The sequence below is a fragment of the Citreicella sp. C3M06 genome (assembly GCF_018860705.1).
GTDB lineage: Bacteria > Pseudomonadota > Alphaproteobacteria > Rhodobacterales > Rhodobacteraceae > Salipiger.
Genome location: NZ_JAHKQA010000078.1, coordinates 34,903 through 60,887, shown reverse-complemented (window position 1 = coordinate 60,887; position 25,985 = coordinate 34,903). Strand labels below are relative to the sequence as shown.

Here is a 25,985-nt window from a genome sequence, read left to right as displayed (position 1 = left end):
CCCTAGGAACCGCCGCAACCTTACATCGGGCCTCAGCGGCCCAACGCATTCGGAGCCCCCTCTCCTCCTCCCTGGGGCCTTCGATAGCGCGGCGGTTCCCCTCCTCCTCCCTAGGAACCGTCGCAACCCTACATCGGGCCTCAGCGGCCCAACGCATTCGGAGCCCCCTCTCCTCCTCCCTGGGGCCTTCGATAGCGCGGCGGTTCCCCTCCTCCTCCCTAGGAACCGCCGCAACCCCACATCGGGCCTCAGCGGCCCAACGTGCTCGAAGCCCCTCTCCTCCTCCCTGGGGTATTCGATAGAACGGCGGCGTCCTCTCCTCCTCCCTGGGCGCCGCCGTTTGCTTTTCTGCATCGCCCTGCATCGCAGGACAGGCATCCCGGACCATCGCCCACCAGCACAAACCGCGACCTGGGGTCTGCGGCCTTCCCTCTGACGCCGCCTTGGCGTAGAGGAGGCGGGACACCAGATGCAGGCACGGGAAGACGACCCATGGCGATGGAAAAGACATTCGATGCAGCCGCCGCCGAGGCGCGGATCTACGAGGCGTGGGAACAGGCCGGAGCTTTCAAGGCGGGCGCCAACGCGTCGCGCGACGAGAGCTTCAGCATCATGATCCCGCCACCAAACGTGACCGGCTCGTTGCACATGGGGCATGCGTTCAACAACACGCTTCAGGATATCCTGACCCGCTGGCACCGGATGCGCGGTTTCGACACGCTCTGGCAGCCGGGGCAGGACCACGCGGGCATCGCCACGCAGATGGTGGTCGAGCGCAAGCTGGCGCAGGAAAATCAACCGTCCCGGCGCGAACTGGGCCGCGAGGCGTTCCTTGCCAAGGTCTGGGACTGGAAACAGGAATCGGGCGACACGATCATCAACCAGCTCAAACGGCTGGGCGCGTCCTGCGACTGGTCGCGCAACGCTTTCACCATGAGCGGCGCGACAGGCGCCCCTGCCGGAGAAGAGGGCAATTTCCACGACGCGGTGATCAAGGTCTTTGTCGAGATGTACAACAAGGGGCTCATCTACCGCGGCAAGCGGCTGGTGAACTGGGACCCGCATTTCGAAACCGCGATTTCCGATCTCGAGGTCGAGAATATCGAAGTTGCCGGCCACATGTGGCATTTCAAATACCCGCTGGCGGGCGGCGCGACCTATGAATACGTCGAAAAAGACGAAGACGGCACCGTCCTCTTCCGCGAAGAGCGTGATTATATCTCGATCGCCACCACCCGCCCCGAAACCATGCTGGGCGATGGTGCGGTTGCGGTGCATCCGTCCGATGAGCGCTATGCCGCGATCGTCGGCACGCTGTGCGAAATCCCGGTGGGGCCGAAAGAGCATCGCCGCCTAATCCCGATCATCACCGATGAATACCCCGATCCCAGCTTTGGCTCGGGCGCGGTCAAGATCACCGGCGCGCATGATTTCAACGATTATCAGGTCGCCAAGCGCGGTGGCATCCCGATGTACCGCCTGCTCGACACACGGGGCGCGCTGCGCGCCGATGGCAAGCCCTATGCCGAATGTGCCGAGATCGCGCAGAAGGTCGCCGCCGGCGATCTGACCCTGAGCGAGGCCGAAGCCGACGCGCTGAACCTTGTTCCCGACCACCTGCGCGGGCTCGACCGGGCCGAGGCGCGCGCCGCGGTGGTCGCCGAGATCACCGCCGAAAATCTGGCGGTGATGACCGATGCCACCGATCCGCGTCTGGGCAAGCCCGCCAAGGCGCCGCTGGCCCCGGAAGAAGGCGGCGAGACCCGCGAGGCCGAACAGGTTCCGCTGGTCGAGTCCAAGCTGATCATGCAGCCCTTCGGCGATCGCTCCAAGGTGGTCATCGAGCCGATGCTGACCGACCAGTGGTTCGTCGACACCGCCAAGATCGTTGGCCCGGCGCTGGATGCCGTGAAATCCGGCAAGGTCCGGATCATGCCGGAAAGCGGCGAAAAGACCTATTACCACTGGCTGGAGAACATCGAGCCGTGGTGCATTTCCCGCCAGCTGTGGTGGGGGCACCAGATTCCGGTCTGGCATACGCCGGGTCTGGGCGGCGAATGGCGCTCGTTCTGCGCAGCGAGCGAGGCGGATGCGCTGGCACAGATGCACGATTTCTTTGGCGAGGACGCCGATTTCCTGCTGGTCGAAGATGCCGCCGCTGCCGAAGACATGCTCGCCGATCTGCTCTCGCAGGGCACCGATTACACCGGCGTCGATCAGCGCCGCCGCGCGCAGGCGATCCCGTTCTTCCGCGACCCCGACGTGCTGGATACATGGTTCAGCTCGGGGCTCTGGCCCATCGGCACGCTTGGCTGGCCCGAGCAGACGGCGGAGCTGGAGAAATACTTCCCCACCAGCGTTCTGGTGACCGGGCAGGACATCCTGTTCTTCTGGGTGGCGCGGATGATGATGATGCAGCTCGCCGTGGTCGATGAAATCCCGTTCCACGATGTCTACCTGCATGGCCTCGTGCGTGACGCCAAGGGCAAGAAGATGTCCAAATCGCTTGGCAACGTGGTCGACCCGCTCGATATCATCGACGAATACGGTGCCGATGCGCTGCGCTTTACCAATGCGGCGATGGCCTCTCTGGGCGGTGTGCTCAAGCTCGATATGCAGCGCATTGCGGGCTATCGCAACTTTGGCACCAAGCTGTGGAATGCCGCCCGCTTTGCCGAGATGAACGGCGCAGTGGGCCTTGGCGGCGGCGTGCCGCAGCCCTCGGCCACCGTGAACAAGTGGATCCTTGGCGAAACCGCCAAGGTGCGCGAAGCCGTCGACGCGGCACTGGCCGATTACCGGTTCAACGACGCGGCGCAGGCGCTTTATGCCTTTGTCTGGGGCGTGGTCTGCGACTGGTACGTGGAATTTTCCAAGCCGCTGCTTCAGGGCGAGGATGACAGCGCCAAGCTTGAGACGCAGGCGACCATGTCCTGGGTCATCGACCAGTGCCTGATCCTGTTGCACCCCATCATGCCCTTCATCACCGAAGAGCTGTGGGCCACGCTTGGCACCCGGTCCAAGATGCTGGTGCATGGCGACTGGCCGACCTACACCTCCGCCGATCTGCTCGATGCGGATGCCGACGCCGAAATGACATGGGCCATCGCCCTGATCGACGGCGTGCGCTCGGCGCGGGCGCAGATGCATGTGCCGGTGGGCCTGTATGTGCCGGTGCTGGTGACAGATCTGGACGCCGCCGGGCAGGCCGCATGGGATCGCAACGAGGCGCTGATCAAGCGACTGGCGCGGCTGGAAAGCCTCAGCCCGGTCGATGCCTTCCCCAAGGGCTGCATCAGCGTTCCGGTGGGCGGGTCGACCTTTGGTCTGCCGCTGGCCGATATCATCGACGTGGCCGAGGAAAAGGCCCGGCTGGAAAAGGCGCTGACCAAGCTTGGCAAGGAACTGGGCGGGCTGCGCGGGCGGCTCAAGAACCCCAAGTTCGCACAAAGCGCCCCGCCCGAGGTTGTCGAGGAAACGCAGGAGAACCTGCGCGCCCGCGAAGAGGAAGAGGCGCAGCTCAAGGACGCGCTCGCCCGCCTCGCCGAGATCGGCTGACTGAAACGCCGCCCCTCGGGGCGGCGTTTTCACATCAAAAGAACGACTTGCGCAGCATGTTCAGCGCCACCGCAAGGATGAACACCGCAAACACCCGGCGCAGGGTATTTTCCTCGACCGAATGCGCCAGCTTTGCCCCGATCGGTGCGGTGATCAATGTCATCGAAATGCCGATGACAAAGGCCCCGACGTTGACCGAGCCCAGCATCAGCGGCGGGCGCTCGGCCTCGGGGATGGTCACGAAGAAAAACGCCACCGCCGAGGGCAACGCGATCGACAGGCCAAAGCCCGCCGCCGTCGCCACCGCCCGGCGCATCGGTACCGAGCACAGCGTCATCAGCGGCACCGCAAAGCTGCCACCGCCAATGCCCATCAGCACCGACAGAAAGCCAATGGTGGCGGCGAGCGCCTCGCGCAGCCCTGCCCCCGGCATCTGCGCCGCCAGCCGCCAGTCGCGTTTGCCAAAGGCGAAATACAGCCCGATAAAGATGGCGATGACGCCGAACATCGCCTTGAGAAACGCCGCCTCCAGCTGCGACACGGTCAGCACGCCGACGATGGCGCCAAAGGCGATGCCCGGCGCCCAGCGTTTCAGAATGTCCCAATCCACCGCGCCCTTGCGGTGATGCGCCGCAACCGAGCGCATCGAAGTGATGATGATGGTCGCGAGCGACGTCGCAAGGCAGATCTGCATCAGTTCGGGCGAGGCAAACCCCAGCGTTTCGAAGGTGAACAGAAAGGCCGGCACCAGCACGATGCCGCCGCCAACCCCCAGCAGCCCGGCGATCAGCCCTGCAAAGGCCGAACTGACAACAAGAAGCCCCACGAGGGGCACAAGGGTGGCAAGGTCTGGCATCGGGGTCTCCGCGTAGGTTCAGCGCCGCTTAGACCCCTGCCCCGCTGGCTGCAAGGCTCAGGCGATGGCGGGCACCCGTTCAAGCGCGCGCTCCACCACCTCTGGCCCGGCGCCATCGCGGGTTGCCTCTTCGGACAGCAGGCGCCGCCAGCCGCGCGCGCCGGGACGCCCGGCAAACAGCCCCATCATGTGGCGCGTCACCTGATGCAACCGGCCCCCCTGCGCAAGGTGGGCTTCGATATAGGGCAGCATCTGGCGCACGATGTCTTCGGGCGCGGTCGGAGCCCTTTCAGCGCCGAAGATCCGCGCATCGGCGGCGGCAAGAATGTCCCACGGCTGATGATAGGCCGCCCGCCCGATCATCACCCCATCGAGCCCCCGCGCCAACAGTGCCTCGGCGGTATCGAGGCTGTCGATGCCGCCGTTGATTGACAGGTGCAAATCAGGAAACGCTTGCTTCATCGCAACGACAAGATCGTAGTCGAGCGGCGGCACATCGCGGTTCTCTTTCGGGCTGAGGCCCTTGAGCCATGCCTTTCGGGCGTGAATCACCACCCGCCGGCACCCCGCCCCGCGCACCGCATCGAGAAACGCCGGCAGCACCTCGCGCGGTTCCTGATCATCGACGCCGATGCGGCATTTGACGGTCACCTCGATATCGACCGCCGCGCACATCGCGGCGACGCAATCGGCGACCAGCCCGGGCGAGCGCATGAGAATGGCGCCGAAAGTTCCCGATTGCACGCGGTCGGACGGGCAGCCGCAATTGAGATCAACCTGATCATAGCCCGCCTCGGCCCCGAACCGCGCCGCCTGCGCCAGCTCGACCGGATCCGATCCGCCCAGCTGAAGCGCCACCGGATGCTCTTGCGGCGAAAAGTCGAGCAGGCGCAGCGCCCCACCGCGCACCAGCGCCGGAGCGGTCACCATCTCGGTATAGAGCAGCGTGTGCGCGCTGAGCAGCCGGTGCAGATAGCGGCAATGGCGGTCTGTCCAGTCCATCATCGGGGCGACGCTCAGGCGAGCGGCGCGGACAATGTCTAGGTTGCCTTCGTTCATTGGCTTTACAAGCTCGCTCATCGTTTCCGCGCCCCTCGGTTCGGGGCCCGTTTGTCCCTGTTTTCGACCCCGGTGCAACCCAATGTTACGCCAAACCCGAAATGTTGAATGGCCGCGCGGGGGATTACGGTGAAATCAAGGTACCGAAGAGCGACAGGTCATGCGCCCGGCGCTGCGGCGCGGCGTACCATGCCGAACAGGTCGCGCGGATCGTCCGGATCGGCGATCAGGTCGAGTTGCTCGAACAAGCCGGTCTCGGTCAGTTGATCGCGCAGATAACGCAGGGCCGAGAAATCCTCGGTTGCAAAGCCGACGCCGTCGAACAGAGTGATCTGGCGCGCGTCGCGACGGCCCTGCGCCGCGCCGGTGATCACCTGCCACATCTCGGTGACGGGGAAATCTTCGGGCATCTGCTGGATCTCGCCTTCGATGCGGGTCTGGGGCGGATATTCGACGAAGACATCGGCGCGGCTGAGAATATCCTTGTGCAGCTCGGTCTTGCCCGGGCAGTCGCCACCAATGGCGTTGATGTGCACGCCCGCGCCAACCATGTTGTCGGTCAGGATCGTGGCATATTGCTTGTCGGCGGTGCAGGTCGTGATGATCTGCGCCCCCAGAATCGCCTCTTGCGCAGTGGCGCAGGCGGTGATCTCGAAGCCCTGATCGGCAAGGTTGGCGATGGTCTTGCGCGTCGCCCCCGGGTCAATGTCAAAAAGCCGTAGCTTGTTCACGCCGCAGATGGCGCGAAAGGCGGTGGCCTGAAATTCCGACTGCGCGCCGTTGCCGATCAGCGCCATGGTGTCGGCCCCCTTCGGCGCAAGGTATTTCGCCACCAGAGCCGAGGTTGCCGCCGTGCGCAGCGCCGTCAGCACGGTCATTTCCGACAACAGCACGGGATAGCCGGTGCTGACCTCGGCCAGCAGGCCAAAGGCGGTCACGGTCTGCAGGCCCTCGGCGGTGTTCTTGGGGTGACCGTTGACATATTTGAACCCGTAGACATGGCCATCCGAGGTCGGCATCAGCTCGATCACCCCCACATCGGAATGCGAGGCCACGCGCGGCGTCTTGTCGAACAGCTCCCAGCGGCGGAAGTCGGCTTCGATATAGGCGGCGATGCCGGACAGCATGTTTTCGATGCCGATGTGATGGATCAGGCGCAGCATGTTTGCGACGCTGACAAAGGGCACAAAGGCCAGCTTGGAGGGCTGGGGAGCGGACATGGCATACCTCGCAGGGGACATGTCTGCGATTATCCGCTATAAGGATTGCAAGGAATATGGCGAAACTGCTGTGAAATGTCCTATTTACCACACAATATGCCAGTGAGAATTGCGCAAATTGCAGGAACAGCATGTCAAAGCCGAACGCCGCCAAGCATATCTTCGACGATCACGACCGCACCCTCATCGGCCTGTTGCGGCAGGATGGCCGCGCCCCGGTGTCCAAGCTGGCCGAGATCATGGGGGTGTCGCGCGGCACGGTGCAGGCCCGGCTTGACCGGCTGTTGGCCTCGGGCGCGCTGCTGGGGTTCACCGCGCGGGTGCGCGACGATTACGATACCAGCCACATCCGCGCGGTGATGATGATCGAGGTGTCGGGGCGCAACACCACGCAGGTCATCAACAAGCTGCGCCGCCTGCCCGAACTGACCGCCCTGCACACAACCAGCGGCAAATGGGACCTGATCGCAGAAATCATGGTGGACAGCCTTGCCGATTTCGACCGGGTGCTGCGCGAAGTGCGGGTGGTCGAGGGGGTGTTGAACAGCGAAACCAGCATTTTCCTGTCAAGCGTCTGATCCTATCCCCAACCGGACCGGGGTTGCAGATCGCGCGGGTCCTGACGCCCCTTGCGCGATGCGCTCGATCACCTCCCACGCCATGGGCGTTGGCCCGATGGCGTCCAGGCTGGAGCGATCGCGCCGAACTGATCGAGATGCCAAGGGCGCGGCCACATTCAAAGGCAGCGAGCATCTGCGCATTGCGCGGGCAGGCGAGATTTGACCCCGGCGCCGCTGTTCGACCCGCCTTTTCAAGCTGGCCGACGCTATGGGCGAAACCTGCTGCGGTCGTCGACAGGGCCTGAGGATTCGCCCGATCAGGACTTTGCAGGCCTCGCTCGCCGAGAGCATTGCAAAATCAAACGCGTGGCAGGCGGCGTCTGGGGCTATTGCGCGAGGTCCCTGCCGTAGTGCGACAGGATCGCCTTGATGTTCTCCGGTTTGGAGGAAAGCTCTGCCCTGTTCGCGACGGCGCCAAGATGGTGCTCCATGATCTCGATGGCGCGCGGGGCATCGCCCTCCCAGATCGCCTCGATGATCTGCGAATGTTCGTCAACGGCGCAGTCGGAGGAATGGCTTCGGGCATAAAGCGACATGATGAGAGAACAGCGCAGGACCACATCGCCAACGAAGCGCGCCAGCACGTCATTGCCGGTAAGCTCTGCCAGAAGCATGTGAAACTCGCCCGCCAGACGGATGGAGACCGGGCCGTTCTTGCCGTTGACGCTGTGCTCACGGCGCAGATGTGCCTCAAGCTGATCGTATCCGCTTTGCGCCATGCCCTGACACAGAATGCGAACAACTTCCTTCTCGAGGCAACGGCGCACGGCAAAGACATGCTGCGCCTCTTCCTTCGAGGGTTCGGCGACAAAAGCGCCGCGATTGCGACGGGTCACAACGAGGCCCTGATTTTCGAGCCTGACCAGAGCGTGGCGCACGATGGTGCGGCTGACGCCGAACTGTTCGCCCACCGTGTCTTCGGGCAGGCGCATTCCGGGCTTCAGCGCTTGCTCGATGATTGCCTTGCGCAGCAGGTCATGCACTGCGTCGGTCAGGGTGGTCTTGTTGTCGCTCATGTCCGCTCTGCCCGTAAAAATCTGCCCCGTCATATCGGGTACAACTCTTCCGTCAACTGGAGACAATAGCATCGGATGGCGGCGATACGCGCCAAATAACCAAGAAATCGTATCCGATACTGGCCAGATCAGAATACAATGCGCTGCCGCCGAGACAATCAGAATGCGGCCAGAGTTACGGCTGCGCAGCTCTGCGGCAATCTCTGGCGGCGCAGGCAGCAAACCCTGCCGGGACAGCGAGCGGCGCGTCGCCTTGGCAGCGCGGCAAGGGCAAGACGCCAAATGGCAAAGGCAGGTGCGGCCAGTGTTCTGACCGCGATGGGCGGGGGTTGCCCCCCGCCCGCAGGTCTCAGCGCTCTGACACGGGGGTCCATGCGAACTGCTGCATCGGCGCATCGACCGGCGTGTCCGCGAGGTGGTTGGTGTAGTTGCTCATCACCTTCTGGGCGATGCCAAGCACGATATCCAGAACGCTCTGCTCGGTGTAGCCAGCGGCGTAGAAGGCCTCCAGCTGCGCGTCCGTCAGGTTGCCCCGGCTGTCGGTCATCGCCAGCGTGAAGGTCCGCAGCGCCTCGAGCTTGGCGGTCGGAAGCGGGGTTTCGTCGCGCAGGGCGTTGCTGATGGCGTCATCGACCTTCATCATCTTGGCGATCCCGGTATGGGCGGGCACGCAGTAATGGCAGGCGTGGTAAACGTTGATGGTCTGCCAGACCACGGTCTTTTCCTCGGCATCAAACGAGGTTCCTTCGGCGAACAGGCGGTGCAGCACCTGATAGCCATCAAGCAGCGCCGGCGAGCGCGACATCACGGCATGCAGCCCGGGCAGGCGACCAAAGGCAGCTTTGGATTTTTCGATCAGCGGCACGGCGGCGGCGGGAGCGGTGGTTTCGTCGAGCTTTGCGAACTTGGTCATGAAAGCAGTCCTTGCGTTTGCGTTTGCGGATGACTGCAACCTGTACATTCTTGAGCGATTGCTCAAGTATTTTCTTGAGTGATCGCTCAAACGTTATCGTGAAGCCATTGCATGGAACCGCGCATCCCCCCTAATCTGCCGCCATGGCACGTACCGCATCCTATGACCGCAACGCCGCGCTTGAGACGGCGATGAACCTTTTCTGGACGAAGGGCTATCATGCCACGTCGCTCAAGGATCTGGAGGCGCGGTTGCAGATGAAGCCGGGGTCGATCTACGCCGCCTTCAAAAGCAAGGAGGCGCTGTTTCGCGCCACGCTGGATCGCTACGCCGCGCGCATGAGCGCAGAGCTCGAGGCGTTGATCGCCGCCAGCCCGACGCCGCTTGAGGCGCTACAGACGCATCTGCGCTCGCTGGCGGTGATTGCCCCGTGCGATCGGCCCTCAACCGCCTGCATGCTTGTGAAATCCCTGCTGGAAGCCCCGCAAGAGGACGAGCTGCGCGATTTCATCACCGCGCATCTGGACCGGGTCGAGACGCTGATCGCCGCCGCCCTGAATGATGCCCAGCGCAAGGGCACGTTGCCCGAAACCTGCGACACCGGGCGGCTGGCGCGGCGGGTACAGACCTATATCTTCGGGCTGAAGGTACAGGCGCAGCGCGAGACGGATCCGGACCGGATGCGCGACCTTTGCCATGACCTCGCCGATGAGATTGGCCGCGCGGCTGCCGCCTGAGACAGGCATACGCCCAACGCCAAAGCCGGTCAGGCAGCGCTGGACAGGATGTCTTCCATCGTCACCGGCACCAGCGCACCGCGCTGCGCGATCACCCTGCCCGCCACACGTGCCGCGAGGGTCAGGCGGCTGTCCATCGGCAGGGACAGCTGGTCGGTGGCGAAAAACCCGGCGTTGAAACTGTCGCCCGCAGCGGTGGTGTCGACGGGCTGCGCGCTTGGCACGGGCGCCACCTGCCCGCTCTCGCCGCCCTCGCGCCAATGGATCGCGCCGGGGCCATTCTTGACCACCACCGTGCGCGCCTCTGCATAGCGCGCCAGCGTCGCCGCCGGGCTGGCATCGGCGAAATGGTCCTGCTCGTCCTCGAAGGACGGCAGCACGATGTCCGAATGGTCCGCGCCCAGCATGATCCAGCGCCGCATCTCGGCCGGGCTGCGCCACAGCGCGGGACGCAGGTTCGGATCAAAGGCAACCCGCGCTCCCTGCCTGCGGGCGCTGTCGATCGCCTCGAACAGGCGCAGGCGGGCGGGCTCTGACAGGATCGCCAGCGTGATGCCAGAGAAATACACCATGTCCGCCCTCGCCATGGTGCGGCGCAGGCGGCCCCGGTTCTCTGCCAGCTTGCGCGCGGCGGATGTCTCGCGCCAGTAGGAAAAACTGCGCTCGCCGTCTTTCAGCGCGATCATGTAGAGGCCCATGGTCCGGTCGCTGCGACGGTGCACGTAATCTGTGTCGATGCCTTCGGCCCGCAGCATATCGAGGAACCTGCCCGACAGTGCATCCTGCCCGACGCAGGTATGATAGCCGCAGTCCACATCCGGTCGAAGGCGCCGCAGGTACCAGAGCGTGTTGAACGTGTCTCCGGCAAATCCCTGCATCACCTGCCCGGCGGCATCGGGGGCCAGTTCGACCATGCATTCGCCAATGGAAATGAAGCGCATTGCGTGAATCCCTGGGTGGGGCCCCGCCCGGCGACCAGAGGCAACCGGGCGGGGCTTTGAGGTAAGACGCGCGCGCCTTAGCTGAACAGCACGCCGCCGTTGATGTCGACGTTCACGCCGGTCAGGAATGCGCTGTCGGACGAGGCGAGGAAGGCCACCGCGTTGGCGACATCTTCGGAGGTGCCCTGACGCTTTGCCGGGGCGGCGGCTTCGTAGCCACGGCGCGCCTGATCGGGGGTAAAGATGTTGTGGAAATCGGTGTCGATCATGCCGGGGCACAGCGCATTGACGCGGATTTTCGGCCCCAGTTCCTTGGCAAGGCCACGGGTCAGGGTCATCACCGCGCCCTTGGAGGCCGCATAGGCCGCAGCGCCCGCGCCGCCGCCGTCACGCCCGGCCTGGCTGGCGAGGTTGACGATCGCGCCTTCGTCCATATGCTCGAGCGCCGCTTTGGTCATCAGGAAGACGCTGGTCAGGTTCAGCTCCATCACCTTGTTCCAATGCTCCAGATCCATCTCGCGGATGGTCTTGCGCGCGATCAGACCGCCCGAGTTGTTGACCAGTACATGCAGCCCGCCAAAGGTGTCGACGGCGGTCTGTACCAGCTTTTTCACCTGCTCCGGATCGTTCAGATCGCCTTGCACGGCGATGGCTTTGCCGCCCTGCGCCTCGATATGCGCCACGACCTTCTGCGCGCCTTCGGCAGAGGAGAAATAGTTGATGACGACATTTGCGCCCTCGGCCGCCAGCTTGATGGCGCAGGCGGCGCCGATGTCACGGCCACCGCCGGTCACGATGGCAGTTTGTCCCTTGAATCGCATGGTATCTTCCTTCTTGTAGATTGGGTTTTGCCGGAGAGGTCCGGCGTTGTCTCAGGTGTTGGCCAGCTTTTTGAGAACCACCCGGAAGGCGTTCTCGTCCGCGTCTGTGAAGTAAAGGTCGGCGTCATAGCCCTGATCGTCGACAAAGTGAAAGATCCGCTTGGGCGCTTCAAGGCGATAAGGCACCAGCAAGGTGGCGATGCGGTGCCGCGTCGCCGCCGGATAGCGGGCGGTCAGGAAGGTGCTGACGGGCAGCCCTTCGTAATCCTTCGGGTCGACATCGGGGAAATCGGTGGTCTGGGTGATCTCGGGCTTGCCGGCCTCGGACCAGACGACCTGTCCGTAGAACCCGGCGCGCTGGCCGGTGTTGCGGAACGATGTCTGCCCCAGATCATAGCGGTTGTTGGCGTGCAGCAGCCAATCCACCGTGACCGGCTCCGAAGCATCCACCTTGTCGACGATGACAAAGTAGCTGTTGCGAACGAAATACACCTCGCGTTCGGCGCGGGTCACCTCGGGCGACAGGCTTTGATAGGCCGCCGTGGCATCGCCGTGGATGAATACGTGATCCTCGTGCTGCTCTGCTGCGAGGATACGCCCGGTGGCGGCCATGGCGCGGGCCTTGTCCTTTTCGGCGTATTGGCCCTTGCCGTTGATCAGGATGGCGTTCTTCGATCGGGTCTGGCGCCGCCAGTTGCGGTGCATGGTCGAGCCAAAGGCGACGTAATAGCCCGACTGGATCGCCAGATCCTCGCCGTAAGCCGACAGGCAGAAGGCGTTCTGATCGCCGTGGCTGTGGCTGACCGAGCCAAAGGGCGAGGATTTGAACACGAACTGGATGTGCTCGTCCGGGTCCGCCATGGCGTGCTGCACGCCGACCCAGCCGATGCCGCGAAAGTGTCGCATACCGCCTTCGGGCGGGGTCGCCTCGACCTCGGGGTAATCGGTGCGAAAGGCCATTTCGTCAAAATTGGTGTCCCACCAGCCCCAGTTGTAGAACGCGCCTTCGGTGCCGGGGTTCAGCCTGAGGTTTTCCTCGCAATACCACTGGTACGCCCCGTTGCCGGTGACCCCGGCAAACTGGCGCATGTTGAGCCCAGTCTTGATCCCCGGAAGCTCGCCCTGCGTGCTGTCATCGCCAAAGGTGGCGCGGCGGGTGTCGGGAGCCTTGCAGAACAGCGGGAAATCCCCGGTGTTCTGAAAGAACGGGCGCTTGTAAAGATCGATGCCGCTGAAGGATTTCAGCCGGTTGGCCGCGTCGATCAGATAGGCGATGCCCATCATCCAGTAATTCGTGCCCTCGGCCCAGCCGCCGTCGCTGTCGCCCCAGGGCGAATAGACGGTGAACAGGAATTCGACGCAGTAATCGAGCCATTCACGGGCCTCGTCATCGGCGTCATCGCCCAGCAGCGCGATGCAGGCCGGAATGATGGTCAGCGAGACCGAGCGCACGGCGTGGCTGTCATAGGGGAACAGGTGGATCTTGGCGTTGATCATCGCGTGTTCGGCGATGTCGCGGGTGCGTGCCAGCAGCGCGCCGCGCACGGTGGCGCGCTCGTCTTCGGACAGTGCGCCATGCAGCCAGTCATAACCCCAGGCCAGCGCGTTGTTCACGCGATAGGCCCATTCGTCGGTATAGGCGCGGCTGGTCATGCCCATCGGGTCCCAGCTGGCCAGCTCCAGCAGCCATTCCTTGGCGCGATTGGTCATTGCCGCGTCATCCAGCACTGCGCCGCCGATGGCGAGATGGCGGATGGCGTACCACGCCTCTTGCAGGTCGATGTAGGTCTGGCGCCAGACCGGCGGGGTGCGCTGGTGGTTGGGGTAGCCGGCGGGTTCCGTCATCACCGGGCGGTCCATCCACGGCAGCACGGATTTCTTCAGGAAGACATCCCAGCCGCAATGGCTTGGGTCCGCCGCCACCGCCGCCTTGAACGCGGCCAGCCGGTCGGGGCCGAGCCACAGGCGCGGGTGCGCCATGTCGGCCTTTGCAAAGCGATCCTTGCGCGCGGGCAGCGGCGTTTCCGGCAGCCCTTCGGCGAGGAAAAAGGCGCGTTCCTGCGACCAGGTCGTTGCCTGTTTGCCCGCCTCGTCACAGGCGGCAAAGGCCCAAGTATAATCGCCCGGCGGCAGCGCCGCATCGGGGGTGAACATGTTCCAGCGGATCGGGCCGAAGGTCTGCGGCGCTCCGTCGGCAGGGGTGATGCGCAGCAGGTAGCGCGCTTCGTCCTCGATCACCGGCAGCCAGGTGAACCGCGGCGGGTTCTCGGCGATCACGGCATGTGCCTCGGGCGCGTAATGGATCGTCAGCCGACCGGCGCGGGGTTCGTCGAGCGTGGGAAGAGAGGTGCCGGACATGGGGGTTCTTTCGAATTGGATATGTGGGTCAGACAAGCTGCGGGCGCGGAGGGAGGAGGAGTCCCGCGCCCGCCGGACCGCTCTGGTGACGCATGGTCAAAAGAGCGGCCTTTGTGCGTTCAGCCGTACTGGCGGGCATAGGCCGAATTCATCGCATCCAGAACCTTTTCCAGCCCCATCTTATCGAGGGTCGACATGTAATCGTCCCAGTCTGCCTTGACGTCGCCAGAGCCGAGGATCCAGGCCTGCTGACGTTCCAGCATGTAAGACAGAAGGCTCGGCCAGTACTTGTCAAAGACCGCCTGCTCGCCCTTGTCGAAGGCAACGCCGAGGAACTGGTCGACCAGCAGATCATTGGCATCATACAGTTCGATGCCTTCGCGGGCGGCGGGGGCTGTCCACTGCCATTCGTAGCGGTAATCCATCCAGTAGCCGCGATAGATCTGCGCCCCCACGGTGTACATCTGGGTGTTGACCGGCGTGTCGCTGTTGAGCACCGCATCGGTGAACACCGGCTCGCCGTCGATCATGTTCCATGTCTCGCCCTCGACGCCGAAGTTGGACAGCAGGCGGCCCGTTTCGGTGAACCAGAAGTCGAAATACTTGATGGTCTCGACCGGGTGTTCGTTGGAATAGGAAATCGCCCAGCCATCCGGCTTGATCGGGGTGCGACGGTGTTCTTCCATGCGCACGCCGCCCGCAGATTTCGGCGGCAGGAACGGCGCAAAATCAAACCCGGGGATCTTTTCGGCCAGCGCCGTATTGTAGCCAGAGGTCGAGGCGAACCAGTCATGTGTTACGCCGCCCAGATTTTCAGACAGAAGATACTCGCGCGCCGAAGAGCCGCGGGTGAACACTTCGGGGTCGATCAGACCTTCGGCGTACCATTTGGCGATATTGGCGATCCCGTCACGATAGGCCTCCTGCGCGTAGGGGTGCACGACCTTCCCATCCTTGACGTAGAAATCGTGATACGTGTCGGACCCAGAAGAGCGCGCATCCCACAGCGTCAGCAGACGCAGCACCTCTTCCCAGTCGCGGGCGAAATAGGGGATCTCGTCCTTCTTGCCATTGCCATTGGGGTCGTCGTTGCGGAACGCGGTCAGCACCGTGTAAAGCTCATCGACGGTGTCGGGCTGCTCCAGCCCCAGCTTGTCGAGCCAATCCTGACGGATGTACCAGGCCCGGCCGAATTTGCCATCGGGCAGATAGGGGATGTAATACATCTTGCCGTCAAAGGCCGAAATCGCCTGACGCAACTCCGGGCGCTCGTCGAAGAACGCCTTGATGTTCGGTGCGTGCTCTTCGATCAGATCGTCGAGCGCAAGGAACGCGCCTTCCGGGCCGTATTGGTTCACCGGCTGCTGGATGCGGTTGCCGCCCACGATGTCCGGCAGCTTGCCCGTGGCCAGCAACAGGTTCATCGCCTCGTAATTGTCCTTGGTGTTCTTGCCCGAGGTGGCGTCCTTGAGATGGATGCCGGTCATCTCGCGCGCGGCAAGTTCGACCGGGTAATCCTCTTGGTAGCCCTGACTGCGGGGCCAGTGCATGTGGATGGTCAGCTCGAGCGGGTCGCTGACGATGGTCAGATCGTCCTCGGCCCATGCCGGCGCGGTCAGGATCGTGCTGGCCAGAGCCATGGCCGTCAGTTTGGTGATACGCATTCCAAGTCCTCCCTTGGGGTGTACACAGGTCATTCCTTCACTCCTCCGAGAAGAATGCCCTTGCTGAAGTATTTCTGCAAAAACGGGTAGATAAGCAGGATCGGGATGATCGAGCAGACGATGATCGCGGCGCTGACCGTTTCCACGCTGTAGTTCGCGGTCAGCAGGGTCGAGGCGAATTCCTGATCGTCGGTCAGTTCCGCAATGGTCTGGCGCAGGTAGACCTGAAGCGGGATCTTGTCTTCGTTCTGAAGCAGGATCATCGCCCAGAAGAAGCCGTTCCAGCGCGACACGATGCAGAACAACGCGACGGTGGCGATGGCCGGTTTCGACAGCGGAACAAAGACCTTCCACAGCACCTGAAATTCGCTGGCCCCGTCCATCCGCGCCGCCTCTTCGAAGCTTTGCGGAATGCCTTCGAAGAAGTTGCGCAGCAGGATGATGTTGAAGCCGCTGACCGCGAAGCCGATGATGATGCCGAAGTAGCTGTCGAGCAGGCCAAGGTCCCGCATGTTCAGGAAGAACGGGATCATCCCGGCGTGGAACCACATGGTAAACGCCACCATCAGGTTCCAGAACCGCCGCCCGTAAAGCTGCGGGCGCGACAGCGCGTAGGCACCGGGAATGATAAACGCTAGGCTCATCAGCGTGCCGAACACCGTGTAGACAAAGGTGTTCTTGTAGCTGATCCAGAACATCGGTTCGGACAGCACCCGCTTGTAGGCCTCGATGGTCCAGCCGACCGGGGTCAGCACGACGTTTCCGGCGCGCGCCTCGAAGCCTGAACTCAGCGACAGCGAGGCAATGTAGATGAACGGATACAGGGTCGAAAGGGCGAACAGGCCGATCAGGATCATGTTGACGATGACAAAGAGGCGATCGCCACGCGAGTAGAGATTGAGGTTGTTCATGGCGTCACCACAACGATGTGCGCGAGAAGCGCTTTGAAATCATGTTGGCGGAGATCACGAGCACAAAGGCCACCACCGCGTTGAACAGGCCCGCCGCGCCGGCAAGGTCGTATTGCCCGCCCTGGATGCCCTGCCGGTAGATGAAGGTGTTCACCACATCCGCCGTCTCGTAGGTGGCGGGCTGGTACAGCAGGATGATCATCTCGAATCCGACTTCGAGGATGTTGCCGATGCGGATGATCAGCATGATGATGATCGTCGGCAGGATGCATGGCACAGTGATCTTCCACATCATCTGCCAGCGGCTGGCCCCGTCGACCACGGCGCTTTCGTACAGCGTCGGCGACACCCCGGCGATGGCCGCAAGGTAGACGATCGACTGAAAGCCCGCCTCTTGCCAGACCCCGGTGCCGATGAAGATCGGGCGGAACCATTCGGCCTTTGTCAGGAAATAGATCGGATCGACCCCGAACCAGCCGAGGATGGTGTTCACGATCCCCGCGGATGGTGAAAACGCCGTGATGACGATGCCCGCGATGATCACCGAGCTGATGAAATGCGGCAGATAGACGATGGTCTGCGCCACGCGCTTGAACCAGGCGTTGAGCACCTCGTTGAACATCAGCGCCAGCAGGATCGGAACCGGGAAGCCGAACAGCAACCCGTAGGCGCTGATGATGACGGTATTCTTCAGCGCGCGCAGGAACTGGTCATTGCCGAACAGGGTCTGGAAATGTTCCAGCCCGACCCACGGGCTGCCTTCGATGCCCCGAAAGATCGAGTAATCCTTGAACGCGATCTGAAGCCCGTACATCGGCTTGTAGAGGAAGACGAGCAGCCAGATGATGGTCGGCAGCAGCAGCAGGTACAGCTGCCATTCGCGCTTCAGGTGGTCGCCGACACGCTGGATGCGCGAGGCTGCGCGGTTGCGCTGTGCCTCGCGGGCCTGAAGCACCAGCTCTTCGGTGCGGTTGCCTTCGATTTCAGGGGTATGGGTCATGCCGCCTGCTCCACCGCCGTGGTCTGGCCGGGCAGCGCCATGCCGGTCTCCGCATCAAAGACGCGCAGCAGGCCCGGTTGCACGGCGAAATGCGCGTGTCCGGTCGAGGCTGGCACATGGCCGATGGTCTCGTGCCGGATGACGAATGGCTCGCCGCCCAACGTGGCATGGATCAGCGCCTCCGAGCCCAGCGTTTCCACCAGATCGATCTCGACGGCGACGCCGGTGGCGGCCAGCGTGGCAAACTCGGGCCGGATGCCAAGGATCACCTTGCGCCCCGGTTCCAGCCCCGGCAGCGACGGCAGCGGCAGGCTCTGGCCATGGAAGTCCGCATGGGCCATGCCATCCCTGACCGCGACAACCGCATTCACCATGTTCATCGGCGGCGAACCAAGGAACCCCGCGACAAAGGTGTTCACCGGGTTCAGGAACAGATCCATCGGCGTGCCGACCTGCTCGATCCGCCCCTCGCTCATCACCACGATGCGGTCGGCAAGGGTCATCGCCTCGACCTGATCATGGGTCACGTAGATCGAAGTCACGCCCAGCCGGTTGTGCAACCGCTTGATCTCGGCGCGCATCTGGCTGCGCAGCTTGGCGTCGAGGTTCGACAGTGGCTCGTCGAACAGGAACACCTTGGGGCGGCGCACGATGGCGCGGCCCATGGCGACGCGCTGGCGCTGACCGCCAGACAGATCGGCGGGGCGCCGTTCAAGGTAATCGGTCAGGCCGAGGATGGCCGCGACCTCGTCGACGGATTCGGCAATCCGGTCCTTGGGTTCCTTGCGGATGCGCAGGCCGAAGGCGATGTTCTCCGCCACGTTCAGATGCGGGTACAGCGCGTAATTCTGGAACACCATGGCCACGTCGCGGTCTTTTGGTGCCACCCGATTTACCCGCCGCCCATCGATGGTCAACGTGCCGTCGCTGATCTCCTCCAGCCCTGCGATCATGCGCAGCGTGGTGGATTTCCCGCAGCCCGAAGGCCCAACGAGGACGACGAATTCGCCCTCTGCAACGTCGAGTTCGATGCCATGAACAACGCGCAACGCGCCATAGCTCTTGACGATACCGTCGAGGCTGACTCCGGCCATGTGCTCCTCCCTAAAAAGCGAGCCTCGGGTCGGTCGAGGCCGCAGGTCCTGCCTGATTGGTGGCGGCGAATCGGCACAAAGTCAAGTCTTGTATCCAAGTTGGGATACCAGTACTTTCGGATCAACGCGTATCTGCGCCACCACGTCCGGCGCCCCTTCCCGCCCCAAGCTGGAATTGAAACGCGTCCTCGGTTATGGGGGAACGCTCAAAGGGGAACCGTATGACGAAGACCGCCAGCCTGACCGCCAGCCGCCGCAACAGCGTCGACGATATCGTCGATCACCTGTACCGCGAGATCACGTCGCTGCGCCTGCTGCCCGGCACGCGGATCTCGGAGACCGACATCGCATCGCAGTTCGGCGTGTCGCGCCAGCCGGTGCGGGACGCCTTCCGCCGGCTGGAAACCATGGACCTGATCCTCGTACGCCCCAAGAAGGCGACCGAGGTCAAGAAATTCTCCATGCGCGCCATCGAGAAAAGCCGGTTCGTGCGCGCCGCGGTCGAGGCCGCAGCCCTACGCAAGGCGGCAGAGCTGTGTGACAAGGCCGGCGGGTTCGAATTGGACTCGCGCATTGCCATGCAACACAAAGCTTTGGCCAATGAGGATTATTCCGGATTTGGCGCACTGGACTACGCCTTTCACAAGGCGATCTGCGAGATCGGTCAGGTGCCCTTTGCCTTTGACATCATCAAAGAGGAAAAGGAAAAGGTCGACCGCCTGTGCATCCTTGGCCTGTCAAAGGAACGCCGGATGCCGCAGCTGATTCAGGATCACGAGGACATCGCCGCCGCCATCAAGGCGCATGATGCCGAGGCCGCGGTCGCCGCCGGAATGCGCCACCTGTCGCGACTGGATGAAACCATCGCAGCCATCCAGATCAACAGCGCTGCCTATTTCACCGATGACGCCTAAGCCACGCCGCATCCCGCGATAGTGGACGTTGCGATCGGGGTAAGTTTTCCGCCTCTCGCAAAAAAAACAACTTGTATCCCAGATTGCATACCAACATGATGCCTTCCATGGACGTGGCGCTGGGAGAGAAGCGCCCTGCCCTTCTGGGAGGAAATGCATGACCGATATCATCCTCGCGAAGCGATTCGCTGCCGCCGCGGTGGCTCTTGGACCGGCTCCCGGCGGCGCGCAGGCTCCAGAGTTGCACGGCCGGGCCATCCACATGGGGGATGCCCCCGCCGCCATCGCCAAGCAGAGCCTTGCCACGAACCTGAGCGAAAACACCGGCAACAGGATTCAAGCGACCCGGCGCCCTCGATCAGGTCTTTGCAGGCACCCTGGATCGGACCGGGGCCAAACCGACATGATCCGCAACGCCAGATAACAGCAGTGTCGGGGATCGCCCGAAGGCGGCCCCCATCCCGCGCGAAAGCTACTTACATGACACCCCAACCGCATCTCGTCACGCGGATCGGACAGGCGCCGCGCGCCGTTCGGTCTGAGGACATGCTCCCTGCCTCCGCCGCCTCGGTGGCGCTGACCGCCCTCGGTGACACTCCCGGCGCGATGCTGCGGATGCCTGGCATCGGGGCCTATCTGCCGGAAGTGTTGCCGTGACCGCCGTCGGGGCCGGTGGCATGAGCGCCCTGCGCAGCCCCGGCGGGCTGTTCGCTCTGGCATGGCCGATGGCGATGCGGATGCTGATGCTGCACGGTATCGTGGTGGTCGATGCATGGCTGGTGGCGCCGCTGGGCGAGGCATCGGTCGCCGCCATCGGCCTCGCCAGTGCTGTTGCGGCGCTGCTGCTCGGGGCACAGAACGCCTTTGCCAACGCGGCGCAGATCCTTGTGGCGCAGGCTTGGGGATCGGCCTCGCCATCGGCGCTGCGCAGCGCCTGCCGCACCGGGCTGGTGATCAACCTTGCGGTCTGCGCGGTGGGGCTGTCGGTGCTGGCGCTGGCCACCGATCCGCTGCTGTCCCTGTCGGGTCAAAGCGCCGAGGTTCAGGCGCAGGCCCGGCTGTATCTGCTGATCTTCATCGGCGTCGTGCTGGCCGAAGCGGTCGGGCAAAGCCTGTCGGCGTTTTTCAATGGCTGCGGTGACAGCCGCGCGCCGTTCCTCAGCTACATCGTGTCGGTACCGATCAATGTCGGCCTGTCATGGGCGCTGATCCATGGTGCGGGCGGCTTGCCGCAACTGGGGCTGGCGGGCGCTGCGGTGGGCAGCGTGCTGGGCTCGCTGGTGCGGGCGGGCTACCTCGTCTGGCGCGTCTGGCGATCCACCGATAGCTGGCGCCGCGCCGACTCCTTGCCGCTGCGCCCGGCGCTGCGGGCGCATCTGGCCTTTTCGCTGCCGATTGCCGCGACGTTCTTTAGCGCGCAGGCGTCAGGCAGTGTCTGCATGCTGATCTATGCGGCCTATGACGTCTACCAGTTTGCCGCGCTGACGCTGGTCATGCCATGGATCAACGTCGTCGGCACCCTCGGTATGGCATGGGCGCAAGCCGCCGGGATCGCGGTGGCGCAGCATCTGGGCCAAGGGGGCGGACGGGCTGCGATGGATCACTTCCTGCGCATGGTCTGGCGCGGATCGGCCGGGTTGTCGGTGCTGGTCTCGGGGTTCTACGCCCTGCTGATTTTGGAAGCCGACAGCCTATACGCCGCGCTCGCGCCGCAGACCCTGACCGCGCTGGCGACCTTCCTGCCGGTGCTGCTGATCTTGCCTTGGCCGAAAAATTCCAACGCCATCTGCGGCAATACTCTGCGCGCGGCGGGGCGGACGGTCTACGTCATGCACATTTTTTTGTGGTCGCAATGGGCCTTTAAGGTGCCGCTGAGCGCGGTGCTGGTTTTGTGGCTCGACACCCCCGTGGTCTGGGTGCTGGCGCTGAACCTCGCCGAAGAATTCGTCAAATTCATCCCCTTCCATCGGGGCATGCTGAAGGGGCGTTGGCGCGATGCGTTGCCGGACTAAGCCCGCCACCTGCCCGGCCGCGCCAGACCAGCACCCGCGCGGTTGGCGTTGCCTGCCCAAGGGCCTGCGTGCCCGGCGCAAGGCAGCCAGCATGAAACGCGCGACACGACGCGCATCTTGGATGCCCTTCTTGTATCCAAGATTGAAACACTCTTACATCACCAAGCGCGCGGGCGTCGCCTGACGCGCCTGTCATCATCGGGGGGAACGACATGAAGGTGCTGATCGCAGGAACGGGCTTTGCCGCCGAAGGGCACGCCGCTGCCTTTCGTGCGGCGGGAGCAGAGATCACCGGCATCGTCGGGCGCACCCCGTCGGTGGTTGCCGAGCTGGCGCAGCGGCTGGAGATCCCCTACGCGGGCACCGACTGGGCCAGCGCGCTGAAGGCCTGCCGCCCCGACATCGCGTCCATCGCCACGCCCGGGGGCGCGCATCACCTCCAGATCACCCAAGCCATCGACGCAGGCTGCCATGTCTTTTGCGACAAGCCGCTGACGATCACCGGCGAATCCGCGCGCGAGCTTGCCGACCATGCGGCGCGGGCCGGGGTCAAAACCGCCTACGCCGCCAGCTTTCGCTACACCCCCAGCGTCCAGCACGCCGCCCGGCTGGTGGCCGAAGGCGCCATCGGCGAGCCGACCGAGGTCGAGTGCATCTCGCATTTCAACCTCGAACGCGGCATCCCCTTTGGCTGGTCGCACCGCGCCGAGCAGGGCGGCGGGCGGCTCAACAACAACTTCACCCACACGCTGTCGATCGTCACCGCCGTGGTGGGTGAGCAGATCACCCAGATCACCGGAGATCTGCGCGACGACATGCACCGCGCGCCCATCGTGGAAGGCGTCCACAATTTTGCCACGCGTCGGGAGTTCATCCCCGAAGACCTGTCCGATCCGGCGCTGGGCTGGGGCGACAGCAACGTCGAATGGTCCTACACCGTTCTGGCCCGCATCGACAGCCCACTGGCGGCGCAGCCCGTGTCGGTGCTGTTCAAACATGGCGGTCTGGTGCCGCGCTTCGGCGACGATCACATCGTGTTCTACGGCACCAAGGGCGCCATCCACCTCAAGGGGCATTACGGCAGCGGGCAGGTCTCGCTGTATGGAGGCGACCGTGACTGGCGCGCCCTGCCCCTGCCCGATGACATCGTATCGAACCTGCCAAAGGTCGCGGGTGAAACCGAACTGTGCTGGCACATCCTTGCGCGCGATTTCGTTCGCGACCTCAGCGGAGAGCCCGCCGCCCCCTACCCCACCTTTCGCGAAGGCGCGCAGTACCAGCAGATCATCGACCTGCTGCGCGCCGGTGCCCCGTGGATATCCGCCCCCAAGTTGTGAGCCAGACATGAAGATCACCAATGCCAAGGTATTCGTCGGCGGCCCCGGCAAGAATTACGTCACGCTGAAGATCGAAACCGATCAGGGCGTCTACGGGCTCGGCGATGCGACGCTGAACAACCGTGAAACCCTGCCGGCAGCCTATTTGCAGGACTATCTGATCCCCTGCCTGATCGGAATGGATCCGCGCCGGTCCGAGGACATCTGGCAGTTCTTCTATCGCGGCGCCTATTTCCGCCGTGGGCCGATCGCCATGGCGGCCTTTGGCGCCATCGACATGGCGCTGTGGGACATCAAGGGCAAACTGGCCAACATGCCGCTGTACCAGCTGTTTGGCGGCAAATCCCGCGACGGCGCGCTGGTTTACGCCCATGCCACCGGCGCCGACCTGCCCGACCTGATGGAGTCCATCGCGCATTACGTCGATGCCGGGTACAAGGCGGTGCGGGTGCAATGCGGCATCCCCGGCATGCCGTCGGCCAGCTACGCCGTGCCGGAAACGCCGGGTGCGTCGAAACATTACATCACCGATTTCAGCGGCATCCGGCCCAAGATCGAGATCTGGGACACCGACTGTTACATGCGCTACATGCCCGGCGCCCTGGCCGAGATCCGTGAGCGGTTCGGCCCCGATCTGAAACTACTGCATGATGTTCACCACCGCCTGACCCCGCGCGAGGCGGCGCAATTCGCCAAGGCGGTGGAGCCGGTCAATCTTTTCTGGCTCGAAGACCCGACCCCGGCCGAGGACCAGACTGCACTCAAGCTGATCCGCCAGCATTCCACCACCCCCATTGCCATCGGCGAGGTGTTCAATTCGCTGCACGACTGCCAGCATCTGATCGAACAGGAGCTGATCGATTTCATCCGCGTCGCGGTGACCTATGCGGGCGGCATCACCCATGTGAAACGTATCGTAGAGCTGGCAGGCATGCACCACATCCGCACCGGATTTCACGGCGCGCCCAGCCATTCTCCGCTGTGCATGGCGGCGCAGGCCCATCTGAACGCCTGGGCGCCGAATTTCGGCATTCAGGAATATCTGGTGCTGGGCACCCCGGAATGCGATGCGCTGTTCCCCTCGGATCACCAGATGCAGGATGGGCTGTTCCATGTCAGCGATGCGCCCGGCCTTGGCGTCGATTTTGACGAGGCACAGGCCGCCCGCTACAGCTATGCGCCCGGCAGCCACCCCGTCGTGCGCCTTCAGGATGGAACGCTCTGGAACTACTGAGCGCGGCGAGGGCTATGTCCCGGCCTGATCGAACGCCCTGTGCCCCTACGGCAACCCTCTCGGCTTAACGGGACTTGGTCGCAGGGCCTACACAGACATTTTCAGTTTTCCGGGCGGAGCTTATCTTGCCATGCCCCATACTCTGGCGCTCGGTGTTGCTTGAGGAGCCCCTAGGCAGCGATCTGCCAGACGCCCTTGAGTGTTCCTTTTTGACGTGGCCACCCGATGTGTCGCATCCGGTCAAATGCAATGGCGGCGCCTTTAACAGCTCTGGCTTGATGATATGCCAATCCATCATCGCCCTTAACAGCGCCTTTGCGGCCGATCCGGCATTGATGCACAAACAGGTGACGGATTCACCGTTTGTATCCAGCGCAATAGCTGGCAGCCCGCCTACGAAACACAAGATCAGGAACTTGGACTTCTGCCGATTTCGAGGACAGCGGGTTGGGTCGCCCAGCTTCGAGTAGCGGCGCCTCGGATTGCAGAAGCGCTCAATATGGTCGAACACGTCGGCACGGAGGACATCACGGGTGCGGTAGATCTTGCGGGTCCTCCGTTCGGTCTCCATCGATGAGAAGAAGATCTCCATCGCCGAGTTGTCCCGGACGTTGCCGGCGCGGCTCATCCGCTGCCCGGCAACACATCCGGAGCATGTGTGAGAGGGGAGCAGGTGATGGCGTTGTCGAGCCGCAAGCATTAGTAGTGCGATCCCTGATCGGAATGCTGCAACAGCGCGTCGGCCTTGCCGCGGCGCCAGACGGCCATCCATTGCCCGGCAGGGCGCCTACCTTGCAGATGCCTCGAGAGGGGTCAGCGAGTCCATGATCAGCGAGGCGCCCCGGTCCGCCTGCATCGACCAACCGACGGCGCGCCGAAAGAAGAGGTCGAGCAGGACCGAGACCTAGAGCCAGCCCTCCGCGATCCAGATTCAAGTGACGTCGGCAAGCCCCGTCTGGTTCGGGCGGTCGGCCTTGAAATCACGGTCGAGAATGGTGTCGGCTATGATCGAGCGTTCAGCGTCGTCCTGCGGCTTCCCGCGTCGCTTCTGCCGCGCCCTCATTGTATCCCGGCGCATCAGCCGTTCGATCCGGTGCAGTCCGCAGGCAGGCCCACCCTTGGGCACGCCGCGCCATAGGTGCAGTCGCTGGCTTTGAAGCTCTTGTCGATCTCCACGACGAGCTTCGCCTCGTAGCTCGCCCGGGCCAGGCGTTGATGCCCGACTGGGACACGCCCAGAGCGTCGCACATCCAACTCACTGGCCAGATGTGCCGATGCTTCGCAACGAGTGCGAACATCATGGCGCGTCCGGCGCGAATTAGGCGTTCGACCGTTGTCCTCGGACCGATGGTGGAAAATGGTCTCACCCTTTTTCAGGATGCTTGAGCTTGGCGACCTTTTTCTTCAGGGCTGCGATCTCGACAAGATCAGCGCGCTGCTGGCCATTGCCAGAGAACGCCCCGGCTGGTGCCGCCGCTTCACGCATCCACCACCGTAGAACGCTCGCGGCCAGTTCCAAATCACGGCATGTCTGGGCCACCGTCACATCCCGCACGGTCACGAGCTTCACCGCCTTCGGCTTGAACACGCGGCGGAACTTCGGCGTCGTCATATCCACTCTACAACTCCATAGTCACGATCTTATCTTCGTGTCCATGAAACCGGCAGCGGGCCATGCACGTTAAGCTCCGAACCGGGTGCGTCAAGTTCACCCTTGTGA

At 63.6% G+C, this 25,985-nt stretch carries 21 protein-coding genes and 1 pseudogene; 9 read left to right on the top strand and 13 right to left on the bottom strand.

The genetic code is table 11. The features are described from left to right. The first annotated feature begins 492 nt into the window (after positions 1-492). The gene (locus KO516_RS18630) at positions 493-3,558 is read left to right on the top strand and encodes a valine--tRNA ligase (protein ID WP_216005293.1); all 3,066 of its coding nucleotides are present in this window, start codon (positions 493-495) and stop codon (positions 3,556-3,558) included. A gap of 34 nt (positions 3,559-3,592) precedes the next feature. Here KO516_RS18630 and KO516_RS18625 read toward each other — a convergent pair whose 3' ends face one another. The 3 genes from KO516_RS18625 to KO516_RS18615 all read right to left on the bottom strand — a co-directional run bounded on the left by KO516_RS18625 (position 3,593) and on the right by KO516_RS18615 (position 6,693). After that, the gene (locus tag KO516_RS18625; protein ID WP_216005292.1) at positions 3,593-4,414 is read right to left on the bottom strand and encodes a sulfite exporter TauE/SafE family protein; all 822 of its coding nucleotides are present in this window, start codon (positions 4,412-4,414) and stop codon (positions 3,593-3,595) included. A 57-nt stretch (positions 4,415-4,471) separates the two neighbouring features. Beyond that, entirely contained in the window at positions 4,472-5,494 is a 1,023-nt protein-coding gene (gene dusA, locus KO516_RS18620) for a tRNA dihydrouridine(20/20a) synthase DusA (protein WP_371742106.1), read from the bottom strand. Between the two features lie 137 nt (positions 5,495-5,631). Then, entirely contained in the window at positions 5,632-6,693 is a 1,062-nt protein-coding gene (locus KO516_RS18615) for an ornithine cyclodeaminase (protein ID WP_216005291.1), read from the bottom strand. Positions 6,694-6,824: 131 nt separating this feature from the next. On the opposite strand from KO516_RS18615, the gene KO516_RS18610 reads away from it, so the two are divergent. After that, the gene (locus KO516_RS18610; RefSeq protein ID WP_216005290.1) at positions 6,825-7,271 is read left to right on the top strand and encodes an Lrp/AsnC family transcriptional regulator; all 447 of its coding nucleotides are present in this window, start codon (positions 6,825-6,827) and stop codon (positions 7,269-7,271) included. A 368-nt stretch (positions 7,272-7,639) separates the two neighbouring features. On the opposite strand, the gene KO516_RS18605 is transcribed toward KO516_RS18610, so the two are convergent. Both KO516_RS18605 and KO516_RS18600 read right to left on the bottom strand, forming a co-directional pair. Continuing rightward, positions 7,640-8,329, bottom strand: coding sequence for a GntR family transcriptional regulator (locus KO516_RS18605; RefSeq protein WP_216005289.1), 690 nt, complete (start codon positions 8,327-8,329; stop codon positions 7,640-7,642). Between the two features lie 349 nt (positions 8,330-8,678). Next, complete coding sequence (locus tag KO516_RS18600) at positions 8,679-9,242, bottom strand: carboxymuconolactone decarboxylase family protein (protein ID WP_216005288.1); 564 nt, start codon at positions 9,240-9,242, stop codon at positions 8,679-8,681. A gap of 143 nt (positions 9,243-9,385) precedes the next feature. On the opposite strand from KO516_RS18600, the gene KO516_RS18595 reads away from it, so the two are divergent. Further along, positions 9,386-9,979 carry a TetR/AcrR family transcriptional regulator gene (locus tag KO516_RS18595; RefSeq protein WP_216005287.1) on the top strand — a complete coding sequence of 198 codons (594 nt, stop codon included), beginning with the start codon at positions 9,386-9,388 and terminating at the stop codon, positions 9,977-9,979. Positions 9,980-10,008: 29 nt separating this feature from the next. On the opposite strand, the gene KO516_RS18590 is transcribed toward KO516_RS18595, so the two are convergent. The 7 genes from KO516_RS18590 to KO516_RS18560 all read right to left on the bottom strand — a co-directional run bounded on the left by KO516_RS18590 (position 10,009) and on the right by KO516_RS18560 (position 18,768). Beyond that, positions 10,009-10,920: a sugar kinase gene (locus tag KO516_RS18590; RefSeq protein WP_216005286.1), complete on the bottom strand. Its 912-nt coding sequence runs from the start codon at positions 10,918-10,920 to the stop codon at positions 10,009-10,011. Positions 10,921-10,997: 77 nt separating this feature from the next. Beyond that, the gene (locus tag KO516_RS18585; protein ID WP_216005285.1) at positions 10,998-11,741 is read right to left on the bottom strand and encodes an SDR family NAD(P)-dependent oxidoreductase; all 744 of its coding nucleotides are present in this window, start codon (positions 11,739-11,741) and stop codon (positions 10,998-11,000) included. 51 nt (positions 11,742-11,792) lie between these two features. After that, positions 11,793-14,099: a heparinase II/III family protein gene (locus KO516_RS18580; RefSeq protein WP_216005284.1), complete on the bottom strand. Its 2,307-nt coding sequence runs from the start codon at positions 14,097-14,099 to the stop codon at positions 11,793-11,795. Positions 14,100-14,218: 119 nt separating this feature from the next. After that, entirely contained in the window at positions 14,219-15,763 is a 1,545-nt protein-coding gene (locus KO516_RS18575) for an extracellular solute-binding protein (RefSeq protein ID WP_252737707.1), read from the bottom strand. A gap of 29 nt (positions 15,764-15,792) precedes the next feature. After that, positions 15,793-16,674 (bottom strand): carbohydrate ABC transporter permease, encoded by an 882-nt coding sequence (locus tag KO516_RS18570; RefSeq protein WP_216005283.1) that lies wholly within the window; start codon positions 16,672-16,674, stop codon positions 15,793-15,795. 4 nt (positions 16,675-16,678) lie between these two features. Continuing rightward, on the bottom strand, positions 16,679-17,674 hold the full coding sequence (locus KO516_RS18565) for a sugar ABC transporter permease (protein ID WP_216005282.1): 996 nt from the start codon (positions 17,672-17,674) through the stop codon (positions 16,679-16,681). Beyond that, the gene (locus KO516_RS18560) at positions 17,671-18,768 is read right to left on the bottom strand and encodes an ABC transporter ATP-binding protein (protein ID WP_216005281.1); all 1,098 of its coding nucleotides are present in this window, start codon (positions 18,766-18,768) and stop codon (positions 17,671-17,673) included. The genes KO516_RS18565 and KO516_RS18560 overlap by 4 nt, the downstream gene beginning before the upstream one ends. Positions 18,769-18,989: 221 nt before the next feature. Here KO516_RS18560 and KO516_RS18555 point away from each other — a divergent pair, with 221 nt between their 5' ends. The 6 genes from KO516_RS18555 (at position 18,990) to manD (ending at position 24,265) form a co-directional block, all read left to right on the top strand. Further along, the gene (locus KO516_RS18555; protein ID WP_216005280.1) at positions 18,990-19,682 is read left to right on the top strand and encodes a GntR family transcriptional regulator; all 693 of its coding nucleotides are present in this window, start codon (positions 18,990-18,992) and stop codon (positions 19,680-19,682) included. A gap of 157 nt (positions 19,683-19,839) precedes the next feature. After that, complete coding sequence (locus tag KO516_RS18550; RefSeq protein ID WP_216005279.1) at positions 19,840-20,106, top strand: hypothetical protein; 267 nt, start codon at positions 19,840-19,842, stop codon at positions 20,104-20,106. Positions 20,107-20,162: 56 nt separating this feature from the next. After that, positions 20,163-20,339, top strand: coding sequence for a hypothetical protein (locus KO516_RS18545; RefSeq protein WP_216005278.1), 177 nt, complete (start codon positions 20,163-20,165; stop codon positions 20,337-20,339). Continuing rightward, positions 20,336-21,694 carry an MATE family efflux transporter gene (locus KO516_RS18540; RefSeq protein WP_216005277.1) on the top strand — a complete coding sequence of 453 codons (1,359 nt, stop codon included), beginning with the start codon at positions 20,336-20,338 and terminating at the stop codon, positions 21,692-21,694. The genes KO516_RS18545 and KO516_RS18540 overlap by 4 nt, the downstream gene beginning before the upstream one ends. A 212-nt stretch (positions 21,695-21,906) precedes the next feature. Next, positions 21,907-23,031 carry a Gfo/Idh/MocA family protein gene (locus KO516_RS18535; protein WP_216005276.1) on the top strand — a complete coding sequence of 375 codons (1,125 nt, stop codon included), beginning with the start codon at positions 21,907-21,909 and terminating at the stop codon, positions 23,029-23,031. 7 nt (positions 23,032-23,038) lie between these two features. Continuing rightward, positions 23,039-24,265, top strand: a complete 1,227-nt coding sequence (gene manD, locus KO516_RS18530; protein WP_216005275.1) for a D-mannonate dehydratase ManD — start codon at positions 23,039-23,041, stop codon at positions 24,263-24,265. A gap of 454 nt (positions 24,266-24,719) precedes the next feature. Here the strand turns inward: manD and KO516_RS18525 are convergent. After that, positions 24,720-25,877: pseudogene (locus KO516_RS18525) on the bottom strand (IS3 family transposase); the annotation flags it as partial. Positions 25,878-25,985: the final 108 nt, after the last annotated feature.

Coding starts and splice junctions, on each gene's coding strand:
- KO516_RS18615 (WP_216005291.1), bottom strand. CDS start 6,693: ATGTCCGCTCCCCAGCCCTCCAAGCTGGCCTTTGTGCCCTTTGTCAGC.
- KO516_RS18595 (WP_216005287.1), top strand. CDS start 9,386: ATGGCACGTACCGCATCCTATGACCGCAACGCCGCGCTTGAGACGGCG.
- KO516_RS18585 (WP_216005285.1), bottom strand. CDS start 11,741: ATGCGATTCAAGGGACAAACTGCCATCGTGACCGGCGGTGGCCGTGAC.
- KO516_RS18555 (WP_216005280.1), top strand. CDS start 18,990: ATGACGAAGACCGCCAGCCTGACCGCCAGCCGCCGCAACAGCGTCGAC.
- KO516_RS18600 (WP_216005288.1), bottom strand. CDS start 9,242: ATGACCAAGTTCGCAAAGCTCGACGAAACCACCGCTCCCGCCGCCGCC.
- KO516_RS18580 (WP_216005284.1), bottom strand. CDS start 14,099: ATGTCCGGCACCTCTCTTCCCACGCTCGACGAACCCCGCGCCGGTCGG.
- KO516_RS18565 (WP_216005282.1), bottom strand. CDS start 17,674: ATGACCCATACCCCTGAAATCGAAGGCAACCGCACCGAAGAGCTGGTG.
- KO516_RS18575 (WP_252737707.1), bottom strand. CDS start 15,763: ATGCGTATCACCAAACTGACGGCCATGGCTCTGGCCAGCACGATCCTG.
- KO516_RS18610 (WP_216005290.1), top strand. CDS start 6,825: ATGTCAAAGCCGAACGCCGCCAAGCATATCTTCGACGATCACGACCGC.
- KO516_RS18535 (WP_216005276.1), top strand. CDS start 21,907: ATGAAGGTGCTGATCGCAGGAACGGGCTTTGCCGCCGAAGGGCACGCC.
- KO516_RS18570 (WP_216005283.1), bottom strand. CDS start 16,674: ATGAACAACCTCAATCTCTACTCGCGTGGCGATCGCCTCTTTGTCATC.
- manD (WP_216005275.1), top strand. CDS start 23,039: ATGAAGATCACCAATGCCAAGGTATTCGTCGGCGGCCCCGGCAAGAAT.
- KO516_RS18625 (WP_216005292.1), bottom strand. CDS start 4,414: ATGCCAGACCTTGCCACCCTTGTGCCCCTCGTGGGGCTTCTTGTTGTC.
- KO516_RS18545 (WP_216005278.1), top strand. CDS start 20,163: ATGACACCCCAACCGCATCTCGTCACGCGGATCGGACAGGCGCCGCGC.
- KO516_RS18590 (WP_216005286.1), bottom strand. CDS start 10,920: ATGCGCTTCATTTCCATTGGCGAATGCATGGTCGAACTGGCCCCCGAT.
- dusA (WP_371742106.1), bottom strand. CDS start 5,494: ATGAGCGAGCTTGTAAAGCCAATGAACGAAGGCAACCTAGACATTGTC.
- KO516_RS18630 (WP_216005293.1), top strand. CDS start 493: ATGGCGATGGAAAAGACATTCGATGCAGCCGCCGCCGAGGCGCGGATC.
- KO516_RS18560 (WP_216005281.1), bottom strand. CDS start 18,768: ATGGCCGGAGTCAGCCTCGACGGTATCGTCAAGAGCTATGGCGCGTTG.
- KO516_RS18550 (WP_216005279.1), top strand. CDS start 19,840: ATGACCGATATCATCCTCGCGAAGCGATTCGCTGCCGCCGCGGTGGCT.
- KO516_RS18605 (WP_216005289.1), bottom strand. CDS start 8,329: ATGAGCGACAACAAGACCACCCTGACCGACGCAGTGCATGACCTGCTG.